Below are 18,350 nucleotides of genomic sequence, written 5' to 3'. Positions count from 1 at the left end.
GTGGCAACGCCTCCACCAGTGGAAGGTCAGCAGTGGCCGACACTGATTAGCAAGCTTCTCGCAGCTCGCGGATTCACTGAGGCTCAACAAGTTGACAAGCTTTTGTTTCCTAAGCTCGCTGATTTGAAAGATCCTCTTGCTTTAAAGGGGATGTCTCAAGCTCTTGAGCGTCTAGGCCAGGCCTATTTAAATGGCGAAAAAATCTGCATCTATGCTGACTTCGACCTGGATGGAACTTCAGGTCTAGCTCTTTTAAAAACGGGCATGTTGGCTTTAGGTTTCCCACACGTTCTACATTATCAACCGAAGCGTCTGTCTGAAGGTTACGGCTTTCACGCACACGCAGTGGAAGAGTTGAAAGCCCAAGGTGTAAGTTTGATCATCACCGTTGACGTGGGTATTACTGCTCACGCGGCAGTTGATCGCGCCCAGGAGTTGGGTGTTGATGTGATTTTAACGGATCACCATTTGCCTACAGAAACTATTCCCAATGCCTTTGTCGTTGTGAACCCGAATCAGGGAACTTGCGAAAGTGGTTTAGGTTATTTGTGCGGGGCGGGCGTTGCGTTTTACTTGCTCCGTGGCTTGAAAAGATACTTTCAAGACAACCCACAACTGCCTAAAAACAATTGGGATTTGAAAGAAGTGCTCGACTACTTCACGATCGGCACTTTGACCGATATGGTACCGCTAGTTGACGACAATCGTGTGTTAGTGAAACACGGATTGGTGAAGCTTGCTGAAACTAAAAGAGCAGGACTTCGAGCTTTACTTGAAGAGTTGGATTTAACCGGTCGTCCTTTAACAAGCCAAGATGTTGCGATTCGTTTTGCGCCAAAGTTGAATGCTTTGTCGCGTATGGAATCAGGTATCTTGCCAATTGATATTTTCCTTTTAGAAGATCCTGCAAATGCGCGAGATATGGTTCGTCAGGTCATGAAGAACAATTCCACTCGTGTGCAATTGCAAAGTGATGCGGAAACAGAAGCTCAAGAACTACTTAAAGAGTGGCCTCATAAAGACTTTGTTTTCGTTGCTTCTAAAAATTTCCATCGCGGTGTTGTAGGTTTGATCGCAACGAAGTTGACTCAAGTTTACAACAAACCGGCGTTCGTGGGCTCATTGGGTGATGACGGCATGATCGTCGGCAGTGCCCGACTTCCGCAAGGACAGGAAGCCTGTCTTGTTGAAGCGATGGGTTCAGCGGCAGAATTGATGAGCCGTTTTGGTGGTCACTCGGCGGCGGCGGGTTTTGAAATTGCGGAAACGAAAGTGCCAAGTCTAGTTGAAAGACTGTCTTCGCATTTTTCTGATTTGCGCGAAAAACCAAAGCCTTTGGAAATTTACTACGACATCGAAGCAAAACTGCCAGAAGTCAGTTCGGGCTTGATGAAGTGGTACGATTTCGTGGGGCCTTTTGGTGCGGGATTCTCGATCCCGTTGATTCATTTTTCTAGAGTCGAAGTTTTATCGAAACGCGAACTGAAAGGCGGGCATCTTCGTTTGAAGTTGGCTGATCCTGAAACGCACACTTCGATGGAAGCTTTGCTCTTTACTCCGACACCTCGACAAGTGGAGACTCTGCAGTCAGTTCCTGGATTCTATGATATCTTGGGCGAGCTTCAGTGGAATTACTTCGCTGGTCAGAAATCTATCCAAATTCTTATTCGTGATCTAAAGGCTGCGACATGAGATCATCTAAAAAAGTAGTTGCCCTTCTTTCCTCGGGTCTTGACTCGACGGTGAACGTATTTGAAGCCATCAAGCATGGCCATGAAGTCGTTTTGGCGTTGACGTTTAATTACGGTCAAAGAGCTGCGGCAAAAGAAATCGAACAATCTGCGAAAATTTGTAAACACCTAAACATCCCACACAAAGTGATGGATGTGACATGGTTTAAAGATTTCAATAAGTCGTCTTTGATCGTTGAAGATCAAGAAGTGCCAACAGGCAGTGCTGTTGAAATTGATAACTTGCAAAAATCAGCCGACACAGCAAAGTCGGTGTGGGTGCCCAACCGTAATGGGATCTTTATTAACATCGCGGCTGCTTATGCAGAAGCGTTGGGTGCTGATGCCGTTATTCCCGGGTTCAATGCGGAAGAGGCTGCGACATTCCCAGATAATTCCCGTGAATTCTTGGAAGCTGCAACGAAATCGTTGTGGTATTCAACGGCGAATCACGTGACGGTGGGTTGTTACACCGCTCATTTGGATAAACCAGCTATCGTGCGTTTAGGGCAAGGTTTGAAAGTACCATGGGATTTGATCTGGCCATGTTATTTTACGGGCGATCAATGGTGTGGGCAGTGTGAATCCTGCCAACGTGCGAAGCGTGCCTTTGCTTCTGCGGGTGTCGATGTAGCCCATCTTTTTAAAGGAGCCTAAGCGTGGAATCATTATTCATTGATAAAAAATTTGCTTACGACGGCAGTCAATTGCGTTCGTTGTTTGCGTATCTTGATCACGGCATCTTAGGTCCATCGATTATTTCTTGGCAGGGTGCTTGTGATATTCCGTTTACTCACATGGTGGATGGTGAGGACCTTTTAGCACAAGCGGTGATCGAAAGTGATGAAATGCTTCATTTTATCATCGAGATCTTTGATCGCGATCTGTTTTCAGGTGTGGCGATTCAAAGATTGTTTGCCTCTATTGTGCGCGATTATTTGCAAACAAAAGCAGCGGGCGCTTTAAATGGCCAACAGCTTGTACGTAACGGCGACGATATTTATTGGCAAGACCGCAAGCTTTCAATCAGCATTGCGACTCGCTCGCCAGTGTCAGTGATGGTGCACTTTGCGATGAACGTAACGAACGAAGGCACGCCAGTTAAAACGACAAGTTTAGGGGATTTGAAGCTCAATCCAAAGACCGTTGCTGAGGATCTTATGCATCTATTTAAAATTGAGTATGGTGAGATCGTACAAGCGACACAAAAAGTTCGCCCGGTGCCTTAGTTTTTAAATTTCAAAAGTTCTAATAAAAAAGGCTGCTCTTGGGCAGCCTTTTTTTATTTCATACACCAGAAAATCAAAAGCAAAAATATCCTAGGGATTAGTTTTGCTTTGCGCACTTTCCATCGTGTTGGCACTTCATCATCATTTCTCTTAAGGTCATCAGGTCACGTAATGAGTATTCCAACTCGCGATCGTATCCGCGTGCAACCGCGCCTTGTTGGCCGATTGTGATGAAGTCATTCACGTAAGCGAATTGATCTTTCGTGAAAGTTTCTGTGCTGTGAGTTTTTTTGAAAGACAACTCTTTCGCGTTAGCACGGTAACCCATGAAACGTGCTCTTTGTTTTTTTGCTTTCACAAGGCCAGCATCCAATTTGTTCCAGCATTTCACTTCAGCGATTTTAATAACTTTGTTTGTGTTGTTATCAAAAACAATCACGTCTAATTCGCCAGCAGTGCCATCACCATTGTCATAAGAAATACCAGTTAGCACTTTGTATTGTGGGGCTTGGAATTCATTCTGAAGTTCAAGGCGTGCCACTTCTTCGCAGATAGCTCCTGTGTCGAAATAATCACGGGGAGCATCTTTAAGCGCCGCTACTTCTTGCTCAAGAGTGGGAGCGGCAAACGCGGCAGCGGAAACAAACAACGCAACTAAAGCAGATACGAACTTCACGAATATCCTCACTGGTTTGATGTGAGGAAGGTATGGCTTATTTGGCTTTTAAGGGCAAACAAATAAGCCAGTACTGATATTAATGGTGGCTATGGTCTTCAGTCTTTGCCGGGGCGTCCGTGGAGGCGAAAGCTTTCAGTGGCAAATCATATGCGACTTCGTTGCCAACGAATTTTTCACGAGTGGCTTTAATAAGCAATTGACCGCTTGCTGGTAGTTTTTTGCTTGGTACGCAGTGGAAATGATTGCCACCCATCACAGAACACGTGAAAGGAATCTCGGTTTTTCCGGATTTGAAACGCGCTTGGATGCTTGAATCTTTTACAGTGGGATTTTCGAAGTTCATATCCACAAGAAAGATGTGTGCGCCTTGTTGGGGGTCCATTTCTAGCTCTGTATGGAAACCACCAGGCATTTTGATGTGACCACCATGAGGTCCCGGTTTTTCTTCACCATGAGCAAAGACATTCAAAGAGAAGCTAAGAACCAATATAAAAAATGAGACGGCCAAACGCATGAATACTCCTGTGCATATCGTTCGTTTAACTCTAGGAGCGAGGTTGGAGATTTGTGACAAACCAAAAAAATATATACTTCTTGGGTTGAAGAGAAATTCTGCCGTATATCTAGGGTGTGAGGTTAATTATGGAAATCGTTTCATCTGAAAAGCAAAGTACGGACTTACAACTGATCGGTATGTCGTGCGTGAATTGCGCGGCGAAAATTGAAAAAACGCTCAACTCATTCCCGAATGTAAAGGCGCAGGTCAATTTTGCGACAGAGCAAGCTCACGTCGAGTTCACAGATGGTGTTGCGAACACAGATGAACTTCTTAAAGCGATTCGTGAAATTGGTTATCAGGCTTTCACGATCGATGAAGAAAGCTCTGCCGCAGAAATCAAAGAGCGCGCTCAAGCAGAGTATCGTAAAGACCTAACACATTTCATAGTTTCAGCCGTGCTAACTTTGCCGTTTCTTTTTGAGATGGGCATGATGTTCACGGGCTCACATCATATGTTTTTGCCAGCATGGTTGCAGTTGTTGCTTGCAACCCCTGTGCAGTTTTGGATTGGCTGGCGTTTTTATCGCGGGGCTTATTATGCTCTTCGCAATAAGAGTGCAAATATGGACGTGTTAGTCGCATTGGGAACTTCGATGGCTTATTTGTTAAGCGTGATTGTGATCCTTGCACGTTGGGAAAATTATCACCTTTATTTTGAAGCCAGCACAGCTGTTATTACTTTAATTCTTTTAGGTAAACTTCTTGAAAGTCGCGCCAAAGGTAAAACATCAGAAGCGGTTGAAGGTTTAGTAAAACTTCAACCGAAAACGGCGTTGCGTGAACAAGACGGAAATTTTGTGCAAGTCGCGATTGAAGAGTTACAGCCGGGCGATATCGTTTTAGTAAAAAATGGTGAAGGCATTCCCGTTGACGGTGTTGTGGTAGATGGAGCGTCGAGCGTCGATGAATCAATGCTAACTGGCGAAAGTATGCCGGTCGCGAAATCTAAAGACGATCACGTGTATGCGGCAACGATCAATCAAGATGGATTGTTAAAGGTGCAAGTGACGGGGGTGGGCGCGAAAACTCAGTTAGCGCAAATCATAAAAATAGTCACGGCTGCGCAAGGCTCTAAAGCGCCAATTCAAAGATTGGCCGATAAGGTTTCGGGAATTTTCGTCCCTGTTGTTGTAGGTATTGCTGTCTTAACTTTTATCGCGACGTGGTTGATTCTTGGTGATTTGCAGGTGGCCTTCGTTTCAGCGGTGTCCGTTTTAGTGATCGCTTGTCCGTGTGCTTTAGGATTGGCAACGCCAACTGCTGTTGTGGTTGGAATCGGAAAGGCAGCACAAGCCGGAATTTTATTCCGTGACGCCAAAGCGTTAGAGTTGGCTGAAAAAATCGATGTCCTGGTCTTAGATAAAACGGGCACTATCACTGAAGGTAAACCGGTTGTCACACGCATCCATCTTGTGTCTGGTGCGCGAGAACTTGATGTCCTGCAAATTGCCGCCAGTCTTGAAAACGGTTCTTCGCATCCATTAGCACATGCGATTTTGGATCGCGCGAAAAAAAATGAACTGTCTCTGTTGCCCATTCAGAATTTCACTGCAAGCCAAGGTCATGGTATTGAAGGTGTCGTGAGTGGAAAGAAATATCGTTTGGGACAAGCTGCATGGAGTGCTGATGGCGCATTTTTGGATCAAGCTGTGATGGGTGATTTAGAAGCGTCGGGCAATACCATCATGGTCTTATCGAGTGAAGAGCGCATTCTGGCTTATATCGGTGTCGCTGATAAAATTCGTCAAAGCTCGAAAGCAGCGATTCATGCGTTACAATCGCGCGGCGTGAAAGTTATCATGTTAACAGGCGATAACGAAGGCACAGCTCGAGAAATCGCAAAACAGGCAGGTCTTACTGATTTTAAAGCGGGTGTGAAGCCTTCGGATAAAGCAAATGTTATCGTAGGACTTAAACGCAAAAAACAGATCGTCGCGATGGTGGGTGATGGTGTGAATGATGCGCCGGCATTAGCGATGGCGGACGTGAGTTTTTCAATGTCATCAGGTACGGATGTTGCCATCGAAACTGCCGATGTGACTTTGATGAAGAATGATTTGCAATCTGTCGTTCACGCCTTGCACTTATCGGAAGTGACGTTAAAGAAAATTCGTCAGAATTTATTCTTTGCCTTTATCTATAACGTCTTGGGTATTCCGTTGGCAGCGTTCGGTCTTTTGAACCCGGTTATCGCCGGTGCGGCTATGGCTATGAGTTCCGTGTCAGTTGTTTCGAATTCATTATTATTGAAGCGCTACAAACTTAAAGAGTAGTCGTTGCGACTACTCTTTTTCTTTTTGTTTGATGTAAGCTTCGCGTAACCACAAACGGATGTGTTTAAGATAGTGATCTTTCATTCCAAAGAACACAAAGTGGTTGTGGAAGAACTCTTTGCCACCGCGATCTTCTTCGGTGTAGTTCACAGTGCCGATGATTTCCGGTGTTTCAGTTTCTTCGGGACGCCACAAGATAAATTCGCGGAAGGCGCCAACACTGATCGCACGATAGTATTTCATGACTAGGCCAGCTTCTGAGATCTGACTGATTTCCACTGGGTTTGCGACTTTAAGAACAGAAAGCTCTTTTAAAGAAGCAATCGTCACTGGGATTTTATTAGCAAAACGGCTTTGCTCGTTCGTAAGCTTTTTAGCGATATATCCTTTATCAAGTGGCGTGAAGAAAATGTCTTTCGTCCACTTACCAATTTCGCGAATCTCATCAAGAGGAACTTTTTTACGCGAAATCATAAAGAGTGAAGGCAATTCCTTCATTTCTTGACCGGCACGTTTGTGGCGCTCTTTTAAGTAGTCGGAAATTTGGTCCCAGCGTTTTTGTTTTTCAATTTCAAATAATTCGTAGTTTGCAAATACGAAATCAAAATTCAGCGGTAGCTGCTGACGATTAGGCGTATCCTTGTCGGCTAGGTCGGAAAGCAATTGGCCGAAGTTAGTATAAACATACACTTCGCTGTTTGCGAAACGATCCGTCAGGAAGATCTTAAGATCCAATCCCAAGGGTACATCTTCATCCATAATTAAAATACGTGCGGGGCCAGAGTGAGTATTCTGAAATCCAGCATTTTCGTGATTCTTCGCTTGGAGGATGTGTTTGCGAATTTGACTGATTTGCAGATTGTCAGCCGCAAAGAAATGGAAATCACACAGGAATTCTTTTTCGTTTAATTCTTTGCATGACTTGCAGTAAGCGTAGACTGATTTTTTGCTGTCTGCCTTAAAGGCTTCGCTATAGTATTTCGTTAAAGCCCCTAATGCGATTTCGTGATTGTTGACCGTGGTAAAGCCAACCTCGCTTAAAGATTCAATCGAGACCTCTTTAAGCATTTCAATGGTCGCATTGATTTTGATCGTCGCAACTGTTGATGAAGAACTTAACGGATGGCGCCCAGTCAGTGCGTATTCTAAATCCTGCTTCAGAATCAATTTATCAAATGGTTTATAGATCACGTTGTTGATAATGCGATCTTCAGCCAATTTAATATCGAAGTTAGGGCTGTCAAATGCGGTAAGAATCAACGCCGTTGGTTCATGCTCCGAGCACATTTTTTTGCGCATAAAGAAGTCACGGGCGCGACGGACAAGGCCCATGTTTTGTGTGCCCAAGAATTCATTTTTCGCGATAATTAAACGCAGTTCGTGGGTGCTTGCTGGCTCAAGGTGTTCTGAATCGTCTGCAGAAAAACGTTGGCCGCCATTGGCAAGAGCCTTCGGGCCTTCGTGAACTGCAACTTTAAGCCATTCGTGGAATTCGGCAAGATTAGTGAAGAAGCGAATATGAAGCTTTGGATCTATTGATTTAAGAGTATCGAATAGATCCTTTTGTATACGCACATCATCTTCAAGTACGTAGATGAACTTCATACTTATATTGTATCCCTAAATGAGATGCATGGGAAGGTGGATATTATCTATGGCGATCTAAAAATGAAATAAACCGCGCCAAGCAGGCACAGGCCCGCCCACAAGTAATCCAGCTTCAAGGACTGTTTCATATAGAGAACTGAAAAGCCCGCAAACACCACCATCGTGATGACTTCTTGAATGATCTTAAGCTGTGGCAGAGTGTAGTGATTAATGCCGATGCGGTTCGCGGGAACTTGCAGGGCATACTCAAAGAAGGCAATGCCCCAGCTGATGAACACAGCCACCCAGATCGCTGAGTCTTTTAAGCTTTTCAAGTGCCCATACCAGGCGAAAGTCATAAAAATGTTAGAAAGAAACAAAAGGACGATCGGGGAAATTGTTGCTGTATTCATACTCTATGGCGTTGTGCTTTGGTTGTAAGCATGATTCACAAGAAGACTCGCGATACGACGGTATTCGCTGAGCAAGTCCAAGTGGATCGAGCTTGTGTTAATAGATGAATTTAAACCACGGTTCAGACGGCTAATATGGTTTTCGCGGAATGTGATTTCCAATTTCGCCAGTTCGCGTTTCAATTGGATTGCAGCGTCGCACAATTCGCGTTGTTGATAAGAGTTGATGGCCATTGCCGCAACTTTAACAACTTGTTCGTGCATGCCACGAATTTCGTGCCAACCTTCGCTTGAGAATTCTAATTTCAAAGCGTTCTTCTTAATCGCCAAAGCTAAGATGTTGATGTCGATCGCATCGGCTGCACGCTCAAGATCACTCAGGAACATAATCATGTTCATGATGTTTTGATGAACGACCGTGTTCGATTTGTTGGCGTGGTCGAGTAAGAACATCTTTGTTTCGCGGTACAAGAAATCGACTTTGTTGTCGCGATCTTTGATGGAATCAAAATCTTTCGGATCGTTTGTTTCAAACAAACGGATCGAGTCTTTGATCATGCCTAAAACGATATCGGCCGTACGCATGATTTCGCGATTGGCATAAGACACCGCCAATGCAGAGCTTTGATAATTGTCCATGTTCACGAACTCTGTGCCGAATTCTTCAGATGCAGATTTCGGGAACATCTTTTCGATCAATGCCGCACCTTTATTGATGAACGGGAAGAATAAGATCGCAGATACGATATTAAACACCAAATGCGCATTGGCGATGGAACGAGAAATTGTCGTATCGAAACTCATTAAGAAGTCGATGAATAATTGCGTGAACGGGTAGAAGATCACAACGCTGATCGTTTTATAGAAGAAATGGGCCCACGCCACTTGGCGACCGATATAGTTACCACCAGCAGCTGCAATCAATGCGACAGAAGTCGTCCCAATATTCGCACCGTAAACCCAGATCATCGCATCGTAGAATGTAATGGCTTTAACGGCGGCTAAGCTCATCGCAAGACCAATTGTGATCGCCGAACTTTGCACGAACGCACAGAAGACGATTGAAATCAAAAGAGAGTAGCCTGGGTTATCACGAACGCTTTGGAAGAACTCCGTCAGCATTGGGTTTTCTGCAAAGTGATGCGCAGAAACGGAAACCAGTTTCAGACCCAAGAACAGTAATGCAAAACCCATCGCCGTTAACGAAAGATTTTTGAAAACTGTTTTCTTCGCTTTAAAATAGAACGCAAACGCGATCGCAAAAACCGGCAGGGCATACTGCGATAAATCCAAAGAGATCAATTGAACCGTCAATGTCGTACCGATGGCCGTACCAATGATGACACCCATCACTTGACGAAGATTCACGACACGCGCCGAACCCAAGCCCACAAGCATCGAAGTCACGGCACCAGAGCTTTGCATTAAAGTCGTTAGGACGACGCCAGTTAAGATCGCAAGAAATTTACTCTGCGAAAGGCGGTTCAAAAGATTTGTGATTTTGCCGGCCATGATCTTTTCGAGTGAAGAACTCGCCAGGCCCATGCCGTATAGGAACAGCGCAACACCGCTGATCAGTAAGATAAAAAATGAATTCCCCGTATCAATCATCGATACAATCCTGTCTACCGGCTCCGCCGGAGTACCTACTAAAAAGACCAACTGCCTGCGTTGCTTGCATCCGGTCTTTTTAACCAACCCAAAGAACAAAGATAGCAATAAAAGAATGCTTTTAAAAGATTAAAAAGCCCTGTGTAATGAGGAATATGAATCAGAAACGTGAACCCGTTTTAGTTGTGGCTGCTCTTATTCGCAGAAGCTTCGATAGTGATCGGAAAATTCTTGTTGTCAGAAGAGGTCCCGCGCAAAGCGGCGCAGGATACTGGGAGTTTCCCGGCGGTAAAGTCGATCCAGGAGAAACCTCTGAAGCGGCTCTGGTGCGTGAAATTGATGAAGAATTGGGTTTGCCGATTCAAGTCGATGGCTTTCTTGAAGAACTCGACTTTGCGTATCCTTCAAAGACAATTCGCCTAAGAGTTTATTGGGCGATGACGGCGCAATCGCAAATCGAATTACGAGAGCATGACGCTATGAAGTGGTGTCTTCCGGAAGAAATCGTTGAAGAGGAGTTGTCGGCTGCGGATCGACCTTTTGTGCAGTTGATCCGCGCTGTTTATTCCAGCAAATAAGAGCGCTCTTCTTTGGTTGGAAGACGGCAGAAGTCTCTTTGGCCAAACCAAGCATAGCGATTTTTAGCGATCAAATTGTACAAGATGTCTCGTAATGGGCCAGGGATGATCCAACCGATCACCGCCAATTTGTAGATCCCACCAAGTCCTGAGAGAATTTTAAGAATGGCCGCAGAGCGATAATAAAGTTTGCCGGCCTCATAATATACTACGGAGTTTAAGTCAGTACGATCCTTCTCTGGCAATAGCTCTTCCGCCGTCGTTCCTTGAAGGGGTGCGAAGAGGTAAGAATGCTGTTTGTCTCGGATAATCACAGCATCAACGAACCCGTTACAAAGGTGACAGATACCGTCGAAAAAGACTACATTTCTCATTTTTGCGTCTACCTTTTCCATAGCAATCTCAGGCTACAATCTTTATAATAGAGTTTCAAGATGAGGAGTCCAGCTCATGGAAGTCTTTCTGTTCCCTCTTGTTAACGTGACTCTTTTCCCGAGAACCACGAAGCCGTTAAATATCTTCGAGCCTCGCTATTTGGCTATGATAAAAGATGCCATCGCCAATAAGCAGCCCATTGCGCTTGCTTACATTGAAGATCCTTCAAAAGTGGTTCCTGTTCGTCCCGGAGAAGCGGTTCCCTTTGTTCGAGAAATCGCTGGCTACGGTTACGCACAGATTATCGAGGAACGAGTCAACGGGACACTTTTGATCTTTCTTCAAGGGCAAGGCAAGTTACGTCTAGGCAAAGTACTTGATCGCGGCACGCCGTATATCGTGTGCGAAGGTTCGATCATTCCTGAAAAATCGATTTTAGAGCCGCCACAAAAACCGAAGTTAAGCTCGATGCATAAGATCTTGTCGCGCTGGATTTACAGCCACATTCCAGATCCTATGCAACAAGAGATGTTCATGAAAAATCTTAATCAACCGGAAGAGATCGTCGGCGCTTTCGCATCCTACATGGTGCGCGACTACGATTTGCAGCAGATGGTTTTGGAATACGACGATATCAACGATAAGGTCGTCTTCTTACATCGCTTGATGGAATCAAACGAGCTGACAGTTTAATTCGACTGTCGGGCTCTTACAAAGAACACCCATTGTAGCAACACCACCCAAATAGTATGCGCTAGCAATAAGTGAGTGATCTTCATCCACGTTGGCGCGTGTAAGAACAACGTCGCCATTCCAAATAAAATTCCCACGATAAGTAGCAAGCTCATTTGCAGAGATTTTTTTTGCAGAAGAGCGTTGTCAGAGATTTGCGCTTTCATCCAGAAGAAGAACGCAAGTGAGCCCGCACCGATCACCGCGAATAACGGGTGAAGACCACGAAGTCTAACCAAGAAGTGCGATTCACTGTTGAAGTCGGCAAGGAAGCCCTCGAACAAGTTGTCAGTCGGGAAGAGTGAGTTTGATAGCGCTGCCCACGCACCTGTCACGCCAATGATCACAATCACCCACGGAAGATATTTATATTTCTTATCTTGTTGTGATGGTTGGTCAAGAGGCGCACTGAGAGTTGCCGCCGCATAAGCAAGAGCTGCAGCACCTGTGAGCATGAATGAATTGATTTGATGAAGCGCCATCACAAATGCGCGATAGGGAGTATCGTTTGTTGTAACAAGCTTAAATAAAACCAATTTCGCGCCAAGAAGCGCTTCAGTAATCATGAAAATCAAAGTGGCAAGAGCTGCTTTTCTTGCGAAGTGACCTTTTGGATAGATCTTGCGTGCGACCCACCAGAAATAAATCACGACAAAACCATAGATGCCAGACATCAAACGATGGCCGTATTCAACCCACGTTTTGCCTCGTTGCGCTTCGGGAATAAGTTGGCCGTGACACAAAGGCCACGTGTCGCCACACCCATCACCCGAATGAGAAATGCGTACCCACGCACCCCACAGAATCACAAGAATCGTATAAATCAGAAGGCTAAATGCAAATTTCTTGAATCCAGATTTTGTCATAGGTCTTATGGGCTATCACGAGGCGAAAAAGGGGTCAACTTGAGCGGGGAGTTATTGACAGAAAAGCCCTCGCAATGTCTTACTGAGTTATGTCTGAAAAACACGCGCATCACAACCACAGTCATTCAGGTTCTCATAGCCATTCACACAGTCATTCGCATGCCCATGCTCACGGTGCCATCATCGGGCGTATGCGCTTTGCTTTCTTGTTGAATTTAGGCTTTGCAGTGATCGAATTGGTGGGTGGAATTATGACGAATTCCGTCGCGATCTTAAGTGATGCGCTTCATGATTTTGGTGATGCGCTAGCGATGGTTTTAGCGATCACGATGGAAAAAGTGTCGCACCGTTCAAGTGATGAGCATTTTTCATATGGTTACCGTCGTTTCTCTGTCCTAGGTGCAGTGATTACCGGTTTGATTTTGATTGCCGGCTCTATCTTTATTTTGATTGAAGCGATTCCGCGTTTAATTCATCCGCAACAACCTGAAGCGAATGGCATGTTGATGTTGGCGTTCTTTGGTGTCGCCGTGAATGGTTATGCAGCTTATCGTGTTTCGCAAGGCACTTCGTTGAACGAGCGCATGTTGATGTGGCACATGATCGAAGACGTGGCGGGGTGGGTGCTGGTTTTGATTGGTGCTTTGATTATGAAATTTTTCGACGTGCCACAAATTGATGCGGGTCTTGCGATCGCGTTGTCATTGTGGATTTTATATAACGTCTTCAGAAATTTGAAAGAAGCATTGAAAGTTTTTTTGATGGCATCGCCGGGTAGTGCCAGCGTTGAAGAAATTAATTCTGAAATTAAAAAAATCGAATTGGTTGAAGATGTTCACCATTCACATTTGTGGTCTTTGGATGGTGAAAATCATGTGATGAGTGTGCATGTCGTGTTGACTGCAGCAGCCTCAATGCAGGACATGCAGAAAGTAAAGAGCCAAATCAAAAGTCTCGTTAAGAAATACGGAATCATCGAAGCAACCATCGAAACAGAAGTCTCAGGTTTCGCGTGTATCGATCCGGAACATAAGTAATTTGACTGTCTCATTCTGATCAATTTTTGCGTATCGCATTTAGAATATTTAATACATTTAGAGCATAAAACATTTCAAGCACGTAAAAACACTCGGCTTTCCACAAGTTTTTATACATTTCTGCCGATAACTTCTACAAGCAGTAGGAGAACGGTACGTATGAGAACCACAATATTCCGCAACAACCGCGGTAGCGTGATGATGCAGGTCCTTGCAGCCACAGCTGTGATGAGTATCTCCTTTTACTTCCTGACGAATTACGTTATCGGCCAGAAGAAACAAGTCACAAAAACAGTGAATGCTGTGAACCTCCGTTTTGCTTTGAACAGTACGATGGACTACGTGATCTTCGGTGTCCGTCAAAAATGGTGTTTCACGGATGGTACGCTTGTTAATGATTCAACTTGTAATCTGGCAAGTCCATTTAGCGTTGAACGTGTGATCATGTCCAATGACCAAGAGAACGCGATTAGAACTCTGGTTGCTGCTGGTGCAAACGTAGGCTCTGTTGATCTCAATAATGTGGCGTTAAAATCTTTCAAAGTTACTCTGAATCCAGGTTTGCTTTCTTCAGTGCATCCTCTATTCCCTGTAATGCAAAAATTAAAAACGGTGAAGGACGAAGCGACAGGTAAAATCGTTGAAGTTGCTGGCGTAACTGTTGAGCTGACAAAGGATACAAGCGCCTATTTGCCACGCGCGGGTCGTGAATCATACCTTACGGTAAAAATTGCTCTGATTGATTCGTCAAAGAACGTGATTTCGATGAACAACGTGGATCTTTCATTAAGATCATCCCTTGCAATTTATCCTCGTGAAGTTGGTTCTTTTGCGTTGCTTGCGCCAAAAGATCTTCATATGGATAACACGTATGATGCGACATATGATCTTGGCGATATCGGCTTTCATCAGTTTACGAATCGTAAAGATCTTGGGAAGGGTCCCGGTCTTGTTTTCTTAAGTCCTGTGTTTGTTAATAACAATATTTATCTGCCACAATTATCTAAAGATGAATCTGCAACACCTGAAAATTCAAAATATTCCGCGGTAACGTTTGCGGATCGCGTGTACATCGGTAACGGTTGGGTGAAGTCACTGCATTCTGGTGGTGAAGATGATCTATATGTGCCTCGATCTGCCGGTGGTCTTTCAGATCGCTATTGGGCTGATTCGCCAAGCTTTGGTGGCTTTTTGAAGGGCATTGAAAATGACGGCGGTGAAGACGCGGGTCTAAAATATTTTGCGAAAATTAATACCGGTGATGTTCCTGATACAAAACTTTTGGCAATGTGTGCAACGTTGTCAAAAAACCAAGCGAGTGTTGAAACTGCGTCTAAAACAAAACTGGGCGCCTCTAAAATCACCTCTTCTAATAGCGGTAATACAAGTAAAGTTTCGTATAAATTATTTTTCGATACGGGTAGTTCATTCGAAGAACAAGGTAACTATATTCCTGCAGCGGCAATTACAAGCAGCAATTGGAGTGGTGTAGCTAAGTATTCTGGTGATAATGAAGACGCTGTCATTAATCTTACTTTCTTGTTCGACGGTAAAACCGCCACACATGCTATGCCGTTGAACTCTCAGATGATTTTTCAGCCAGTTGTTGGCTCTGCATCGGCATTAGCGTCGCTGAATAAAAGTCTAAATACTGCAAGAGATAGTCTTAAAACGGCAAATACCGGAATGGACGATCTAAATGCACAATTATCAACTGCGAAGTCTTCGTTAAGCGTAGCGCAGGCTTCGCTCGACGCAGAATTAGCGAAACCGGTTAAACCAACTCAAACGGCTGATAATCGTGAACCTGCAGCTGAGGCAAGTCCAACTCCAACGCCGTCGCCATCTCCTACGGAAACGCCAGTGGCGGAAGCGTCACCAAGTCCTTCGCCATCGGCGACTCCAGTGGATGATTCTAAGTATCAGAATCCCGACACGATTGCGTCTTTAAATGCGCAGATCTCGAATTTGAAGACAACTATTAGTGATTTGAGTGCAAATAAAATCCCTAATCAGGATAAGGCTATTTCAGATGCGAATGCCGCGATTAACACTGCTCAAAACGCGCTCAACAATTATAATGATGCCGTTCAGAATCCGCCACAAGTAACGGTGGATGTGAAAGGTTTAATTAAGAAAATTAACAATTGGACGGGGCGTGTAACTTATTACGGTGACAAGCTTGAGCTTGATGTTACGACAGTTAATGCGAATCATTTTATCAATTCTAAAGGTGAGTTGACGTCGACGGGTCCGTCCATCGGTGTTCTTGGATATGACAGCACATATTATAACAGCAAGTTAATCCCAGGCTTATCGATTGGCGAAAACACTGCTTTGCAAGGTTATTTGAATTTCGGCATCGGCGGTGCTTATTTAACGAATCCAACAAACGTAGCCGCAACAAGTAATAGTCCTGCCGAAGATATCGAAGGCTTGGGCATGAGTTTGGATGACCTCAATGCGCAGTGTGAAGATGCCAGAAGTAAATTGTCTTCGCAATCGTTTGGTGGTGCTGACTGGAACGTCAGCTTCGCATCGACGACTCGCCATTCATGGAACTTTGCAGGTATCGATGGATCTGCAGATCCGGCAAATGATCCTGTCTATAACAAAGACTTAGTTTTCGGTGCGACACCTGTTTGGAAAGTCGCTTCGATCGTAGGTAATTGCATTATTCCTTCGAATGCGAACTTAGTAACTGGTTTTTATGCCTGTGATAGTTTGACGATCAATGCTCGTACAAATCCGTTGCGTATCATCGGTACATTTATTGTGGGTAAATTAAAAATCGATCCGTCAGCTTATGTTGCCGGCATTCAATGGAGTTCCATCTATCTTCCACAGGCAACGAAAGAATTACGTAAGGCAGGTATTTTGAAACCGACTAGTAATCCTGCAGCTTCTTGTGATTCAGTTATGAAATCGCCAATCTGGCATCCAATTCCTTCTGTTCAAGAAGTTTCTGATGTCAGATCGTGTAATGCGATTAGTTTAAGAGCCCAGGCAAATCCGTTCCAGTGGACTGCAGTCGATCCAGATTGCGGTATGGTGGCGGGTGCAACTCAGTCGACAACAACGTGTAAGAAAAGACTTGTTCGTTTCTATGTAGTTGAGCAATCAAGAGAGAGTGGCATATGATTTTTAAAACAAATAAATCAATTGCAAATAATAAAGGTCAGACCATCGTTGAAGCTCTTGTGGGCTTAGGTTTGTTGACCGTAGTCGGATTCACTTTTACGGGTGGTATGATTTCTCTTCGAAACTCAACGAAGAGTGCTGTCGTATTGTCTTCTACCGAAAGACAGATTAACGACATTGCAGAGAATATCAAGGCCGGCGTTGAAAACTATCAGGTGAATTTTGACTATAAGACGGGAACTAAAGAAAGTCTGAATGTCGATACGCTTCCGATGGCTTGGGATAATGGTATTATCACAACCCGCGCTCAATGCCCTAAGTGTGCGGGCACTTATGGTTTCGTTATTCAGCCGTTGGAACAATACAGAGGTCTTTATCAAGTAACCATGCGATTGACTCATGAATCTTGGAAAAAGAACAATGAGGAATTCCGCGATTATACATTTGTGGTGAGTGCAAAATGATTAAAAAATTTAATAGCACCCTCAAAAATAATAAAGGTTTTACGCTTCCGGAAGTCATTGTTGGTGTCGGTCTTGCGGCAGTTGTAACTGCGGCAGTAGTCGCGACGCAAGTGACGGCAACAAAAGATCAAATGGCTTTAAAGAAGCAATTGGATGAATCTATCGATGAGATGCAGGCCGAGAGAATTCTTTTCGGTGATTTTAATACAGTTGAGCCTTCGTATAATAACATTGTGATGAACGATGATAATGGATTGAATTTCTTCGATTATTATCCGGATCTTCCTGCAAACTCTGTGGCTGGTAGTTTGACCAGAACAATCACGTTGTCATCCGAAACCGTAAATAAAACGGTAAGTGTGGTATCGCAAGATTTGGCTGCGGGAGCGACGATGAACTACGATCCAACTGCGGCTTACGTGATTGGTTCGGCTCCAGCCGACTTTAATAAAGCGGCGCCATTGACGTTCGTTTCTGTAAATCGAAATAACTGGGTTGGTGCTGTTCGCCCGGGATTTTGGACGACGGGCATGATGTTGATGTTTGATACTTTGGCCAAAGTTCGCCCGACTAAATCGGATGGCACTTTGGATATGCAAACTCCGCCAAGAAGTCCAACTTTTGTTGGTTCGGTTCAAGGGCTGGTTTTGCAACCTGTGGGTGAACCATTCTCTTCTTTGTTAAAGAAAAATCAGCCAGATACAGGGGCTACTATTCCTGACGCAGATACATTTTTAAGAAATGTTCCATCGGTTGGCGGGGGCCAATCGGTTATACGTTTGCGCGCAGTTAAAGTTTTACAATACACAATGGAGCCAGTGCTAAGTGAAAATCCAGAGTGTTATCCGAATGGTGATACGACTAAAAAACCATATCGTCATTCCAACTTCTATAAGCTCATTTATCGCGGAGCCAGCGCGCCAGCTAAGGTGCTGCTTGCGAATAAAGTTTGTAGCTTTGTGATGACTCGCGATTCTGTTTTGAAAAGAATGATTTATTTTAAAATTAACAAACCACAGGACTTAGCGACTCAAACGCAAACTGCGGGTCTTTAGGTTGTTAGTTGAGGGGGAATG

The 18,350-nt window shown here is 44.4% G+C and carries 17 protein-coding genes; 10 read left to right on the top strand and 7 right to left on the bottom strand.

Annotated features, from left to right (window positions below):
- Genes recJ through DOE51_RS11040 form a run of 3 tightly spaced genes read left to right on the top strand, consistent with a single transcriptional unit; the run spans nt 1 to nt 2,959 of the window.
- A complete protein-coding gene (gene recJ / locus DOE51_RS11050) occupies nt 1-1,692 on the top strand; it encodes a single-stranded-DNA-specific exonuclease RecJ (protein WP_246845042.1) in 1,692 nt (563 codons plus the stop codon).
- On the top strand, nt 1,689-2,387 hold the full coding sequence (gene queC, locus DOE51_RS11045; protein WP_142696620.1) for a 7-cyano-7-deazaguanine synthase QueC: 699 nt from the start codon (nt 1,689-1,691) through the stop codon (nt 2,385-2,387). Before recJ ends, queC begins: the two co-directional genes overlap by 4 nt.
- Before the next feature lie 2 nt (nt 2,388-2,389).
- Nucleotides 2,390-2,959, top strand: a complete 570-nt coding sequence (locus DOE51_RS11040) for a DUF366 family protein (RefSeq protein WP_142696619.1) — start codon at nt 2,390-2,392, stop codon at nt 2,957-2,959.
- Between the two features lie 97 nt (nt 2,960-3,056).
- Here the strand turns inward: DOE51_RS11040 and DOE51_RS11035 are convergent, their stop codons facing one another.
- Both DOE51_RS11035 and DOE51_RS11030 read right to left on the bottom strand, forming a co-directional pair.
- On the bottom strand, nt 3,057-3,635 hold the full coding sequence (locus DOE51_RS11035; protein WP_142696618.1) for a hypothetical protein: 579 nt from the start codon (nt 3,633-3,635) through the stop codon (nt 3,057-3,059).
- A 79-nt stretch (nt 3,636-3,714) separates the two neighbouring features.
- Nucleotides 3,715-4,152 carry a hypothetical protein gene (locus DOE51_RS11030; protein WP_142696617.1) on the bottom strand — a complete coding sequence of 146 codons (438 nt, stop codon included), beginning with the start codon at nt 4,150-4,152 and terminating at the stop codon, nt 3,715-3,717.
- A gap of 128 nt (nt 4,153-4,280) precedes the next feature.
- On the opposite strand from DOE51_RS11030, the gene DOE51_RS11025 reads away from it, so the two are divergent.
- A complete protein-coding gene (locus tag DOE51_RS11025) occupies nt 4,281-6,470 on the top strand; it encodes a cation-translocating P-type ATPase (protein WP_142696616.1) in 2,190 nt (729 codons plus the stop codon).
- Between the two features lie 9 nt (nt 6,471-6,479).
- On the opposite strand, the gene DOE51_RS11020 is transcribed toward DOE51_RS11025, so the two are convergent.
- Genes DOE51_RS11020 through DOE51_RS11010 form a run of 3 tightly spaced genes read right to left on the bottom strand, consistent with a single transcriptional unit; the run spans nt 6,480 to nt 10,081 of the window.
- Complete coding sequence (locus DOE51_RS11020; protein WP_142696615.1) at nt 6,480-8,075, bottom strand: hypothetical protein; 1,596 nt, start codon at nt 8,073-8,075, stop codon at nt 6,480-6,482.
- A gap of 47 nt (nt 8,076-8,122) precedes the next feature.
- Nucleotides 8,123-8,470: a DMT family protein gene (locus tag DOE51_RS11015; RefSeq protein WP_142696614.1), complete on the bottom strand. Its 348-nt coding sequence runs from the start codon at nt 8,468-8,470 to the stop codon at nt 8,123-8,125.
- Nucleotides 8,471-8,473: 3 nt separating this feature from the next.
- The gene (locus DOE51_RS11010) at nt 8,474-10,081 is read right to left on the bottom strand and encodes a Na/Pi cotransporter family protein (protein ID WP_142696613.1); all 1,608 of its coding nucleotides are present in this window, start codon (nt 10,079-10,081) and stop codon (nt 8,474-8,476) included.
- Between the two features lie 155 nt (nt 10,082-10,236).
- Between DOE51_RS11010 and DOE51_RS11005 the strand changes: the two genes are divergently transcribed.
- Nucleotides 10,237-10,659, top strand: a complete 423-nt coding sequence (locus DOE51_RS11005) for a (deoxy)nucleoside triphosphate pyrophosphohydrolase (protein ID WP_142696612.1) — start codon at nt 10,237-10,239, stop codon at nt 10,657-10,659.
- Here the strand turns inward: DOE51_RS11005 and DOE51_RS11000 are convergent.
- Entirely contained in the window at nt 10,644-11,033 is a 390-nt protein-coding gene (locus DOE51_RS11000; protein ID WP_246845040.1) for a thiol-disulfide oxidoreductase DCC family protein, read from the bottom strand. The two genes, DOE51_RS11005 and DOE51_RS11000, sit on opposite strands and share 16 nt — an antisense overlap.
- A 76-nt stretch (nt 11,034-11,109) precedes the next feature.
- On the opposite strand from DOE51_RS11000, the gene DOE51_RS10995 reads away from it, so the two are divergent.
- Nucleotides 11,110-11,727 carry an LON peptidase substrate-binding domain-containing protein gene (locus tag DOE51_RS10995; RefSeq protein WP_142696610.1) on the top strand — a complete coding sequence of 206 codons (618 nt, stop codon included), beginning with the start codon at nt 11,110-11,112 and terminating at the stop codon, nt 11,725-11,727.
- Here DOE51_RS10995 and DOE51_RS10990 read toward each other — a convergent pair.
- The gene (locus tag DOE51_RS10990; RefSeq protein WP_142696609.1) at nt 11,724-12,632 is read right to left on the bottom strand and encodes a heme A synthase; all 909 of its coding nucleotides are present in this window, start codon (nt 12,630-12,632) and stop codon (nt 11,724-11,726) included. The genes DOE51_RS10995 and DOE51_RS10990 overlap by 4 nt on opposite strands.
- Before the next feature lie 89 nt (nt 12,633-12,721).
- Between DOE51_RS10990 and DOE51_RS10985 the strand changes: the two genes are divergently transcribed.
- The 4 genes from DOE51_RS10985 to DOE51_RS10970 all read left to right on the top strand — a co-directional run bounded on the left by DOE51_RS10985 (nt 12,722) and on the right by DOE51_RS10970 (nt 18,329).
- Nucleotides 12,722-13,669 (top strand): cation diffusion facilitator family transporter, encoded by a 948-nt coding sequence (locus DOE51_RS10985; RefSeq protein WP_142696608.1) that lies wholly within the window; start codon nt 12,722-12,724, stop codon nt 13,667-13,669.
- Between the two features lie 159 nt (nt 13,670-13,828).
- Nucleotides 13,829-16,810, top strand: coding sequence for a hypothetical protein (locus tag DOE51_RS10980; RefSeq protein ID WP_142696607.1), 2,982 nt, complete (start codon nt 13,829-13,831; stop codon nt 16,808-16,810).
- The gene (locus DOE51_RS10975; protein WP_142696606.1) at nt 16,807-17,274 is read left to right on the top strand and encodes a hypothetical protein; all 468 of its coding nucleotides are present in this window, start codon (nt 16,807-16,809) and stop codon (nt 17,272-17,274) included. Before DOE51_RS10980 ends, DOE51_RS10975 begins: the two co-directional genes overlap by 4 nt.
- Nucleotides 17,271-18,329, top strand: a complete 1,059-nt coding sequence (locus DOE51_RS10970; protein WP_142696605.1) for a prepilin-type N-terminal cleavage/methylation domain-containing protein — start codon at nt 17,271-17,273, stop codon at nt 18,327-18,329. Before DOE51_RS10975 ends, DOE51_RS10970 begins: the two co-directional genes overlap by 4 nt.
- Nucleotides 18,330-18,350: the final 21 nt, after the last annotated feature.

The organism is Bdellovibrio sp. NC01 (assembly GCF_006874625.1).
Classification (GTDB): domain Bacteria; phylum Bdellovibrionota; class Bdellovibrionia; order Bdellovibrionales; family Bdellovibrionaceae; genus Bdellovibrio.
This window is presented reverse-complemented; position numbering and strand designations above follow the sequence as displayed.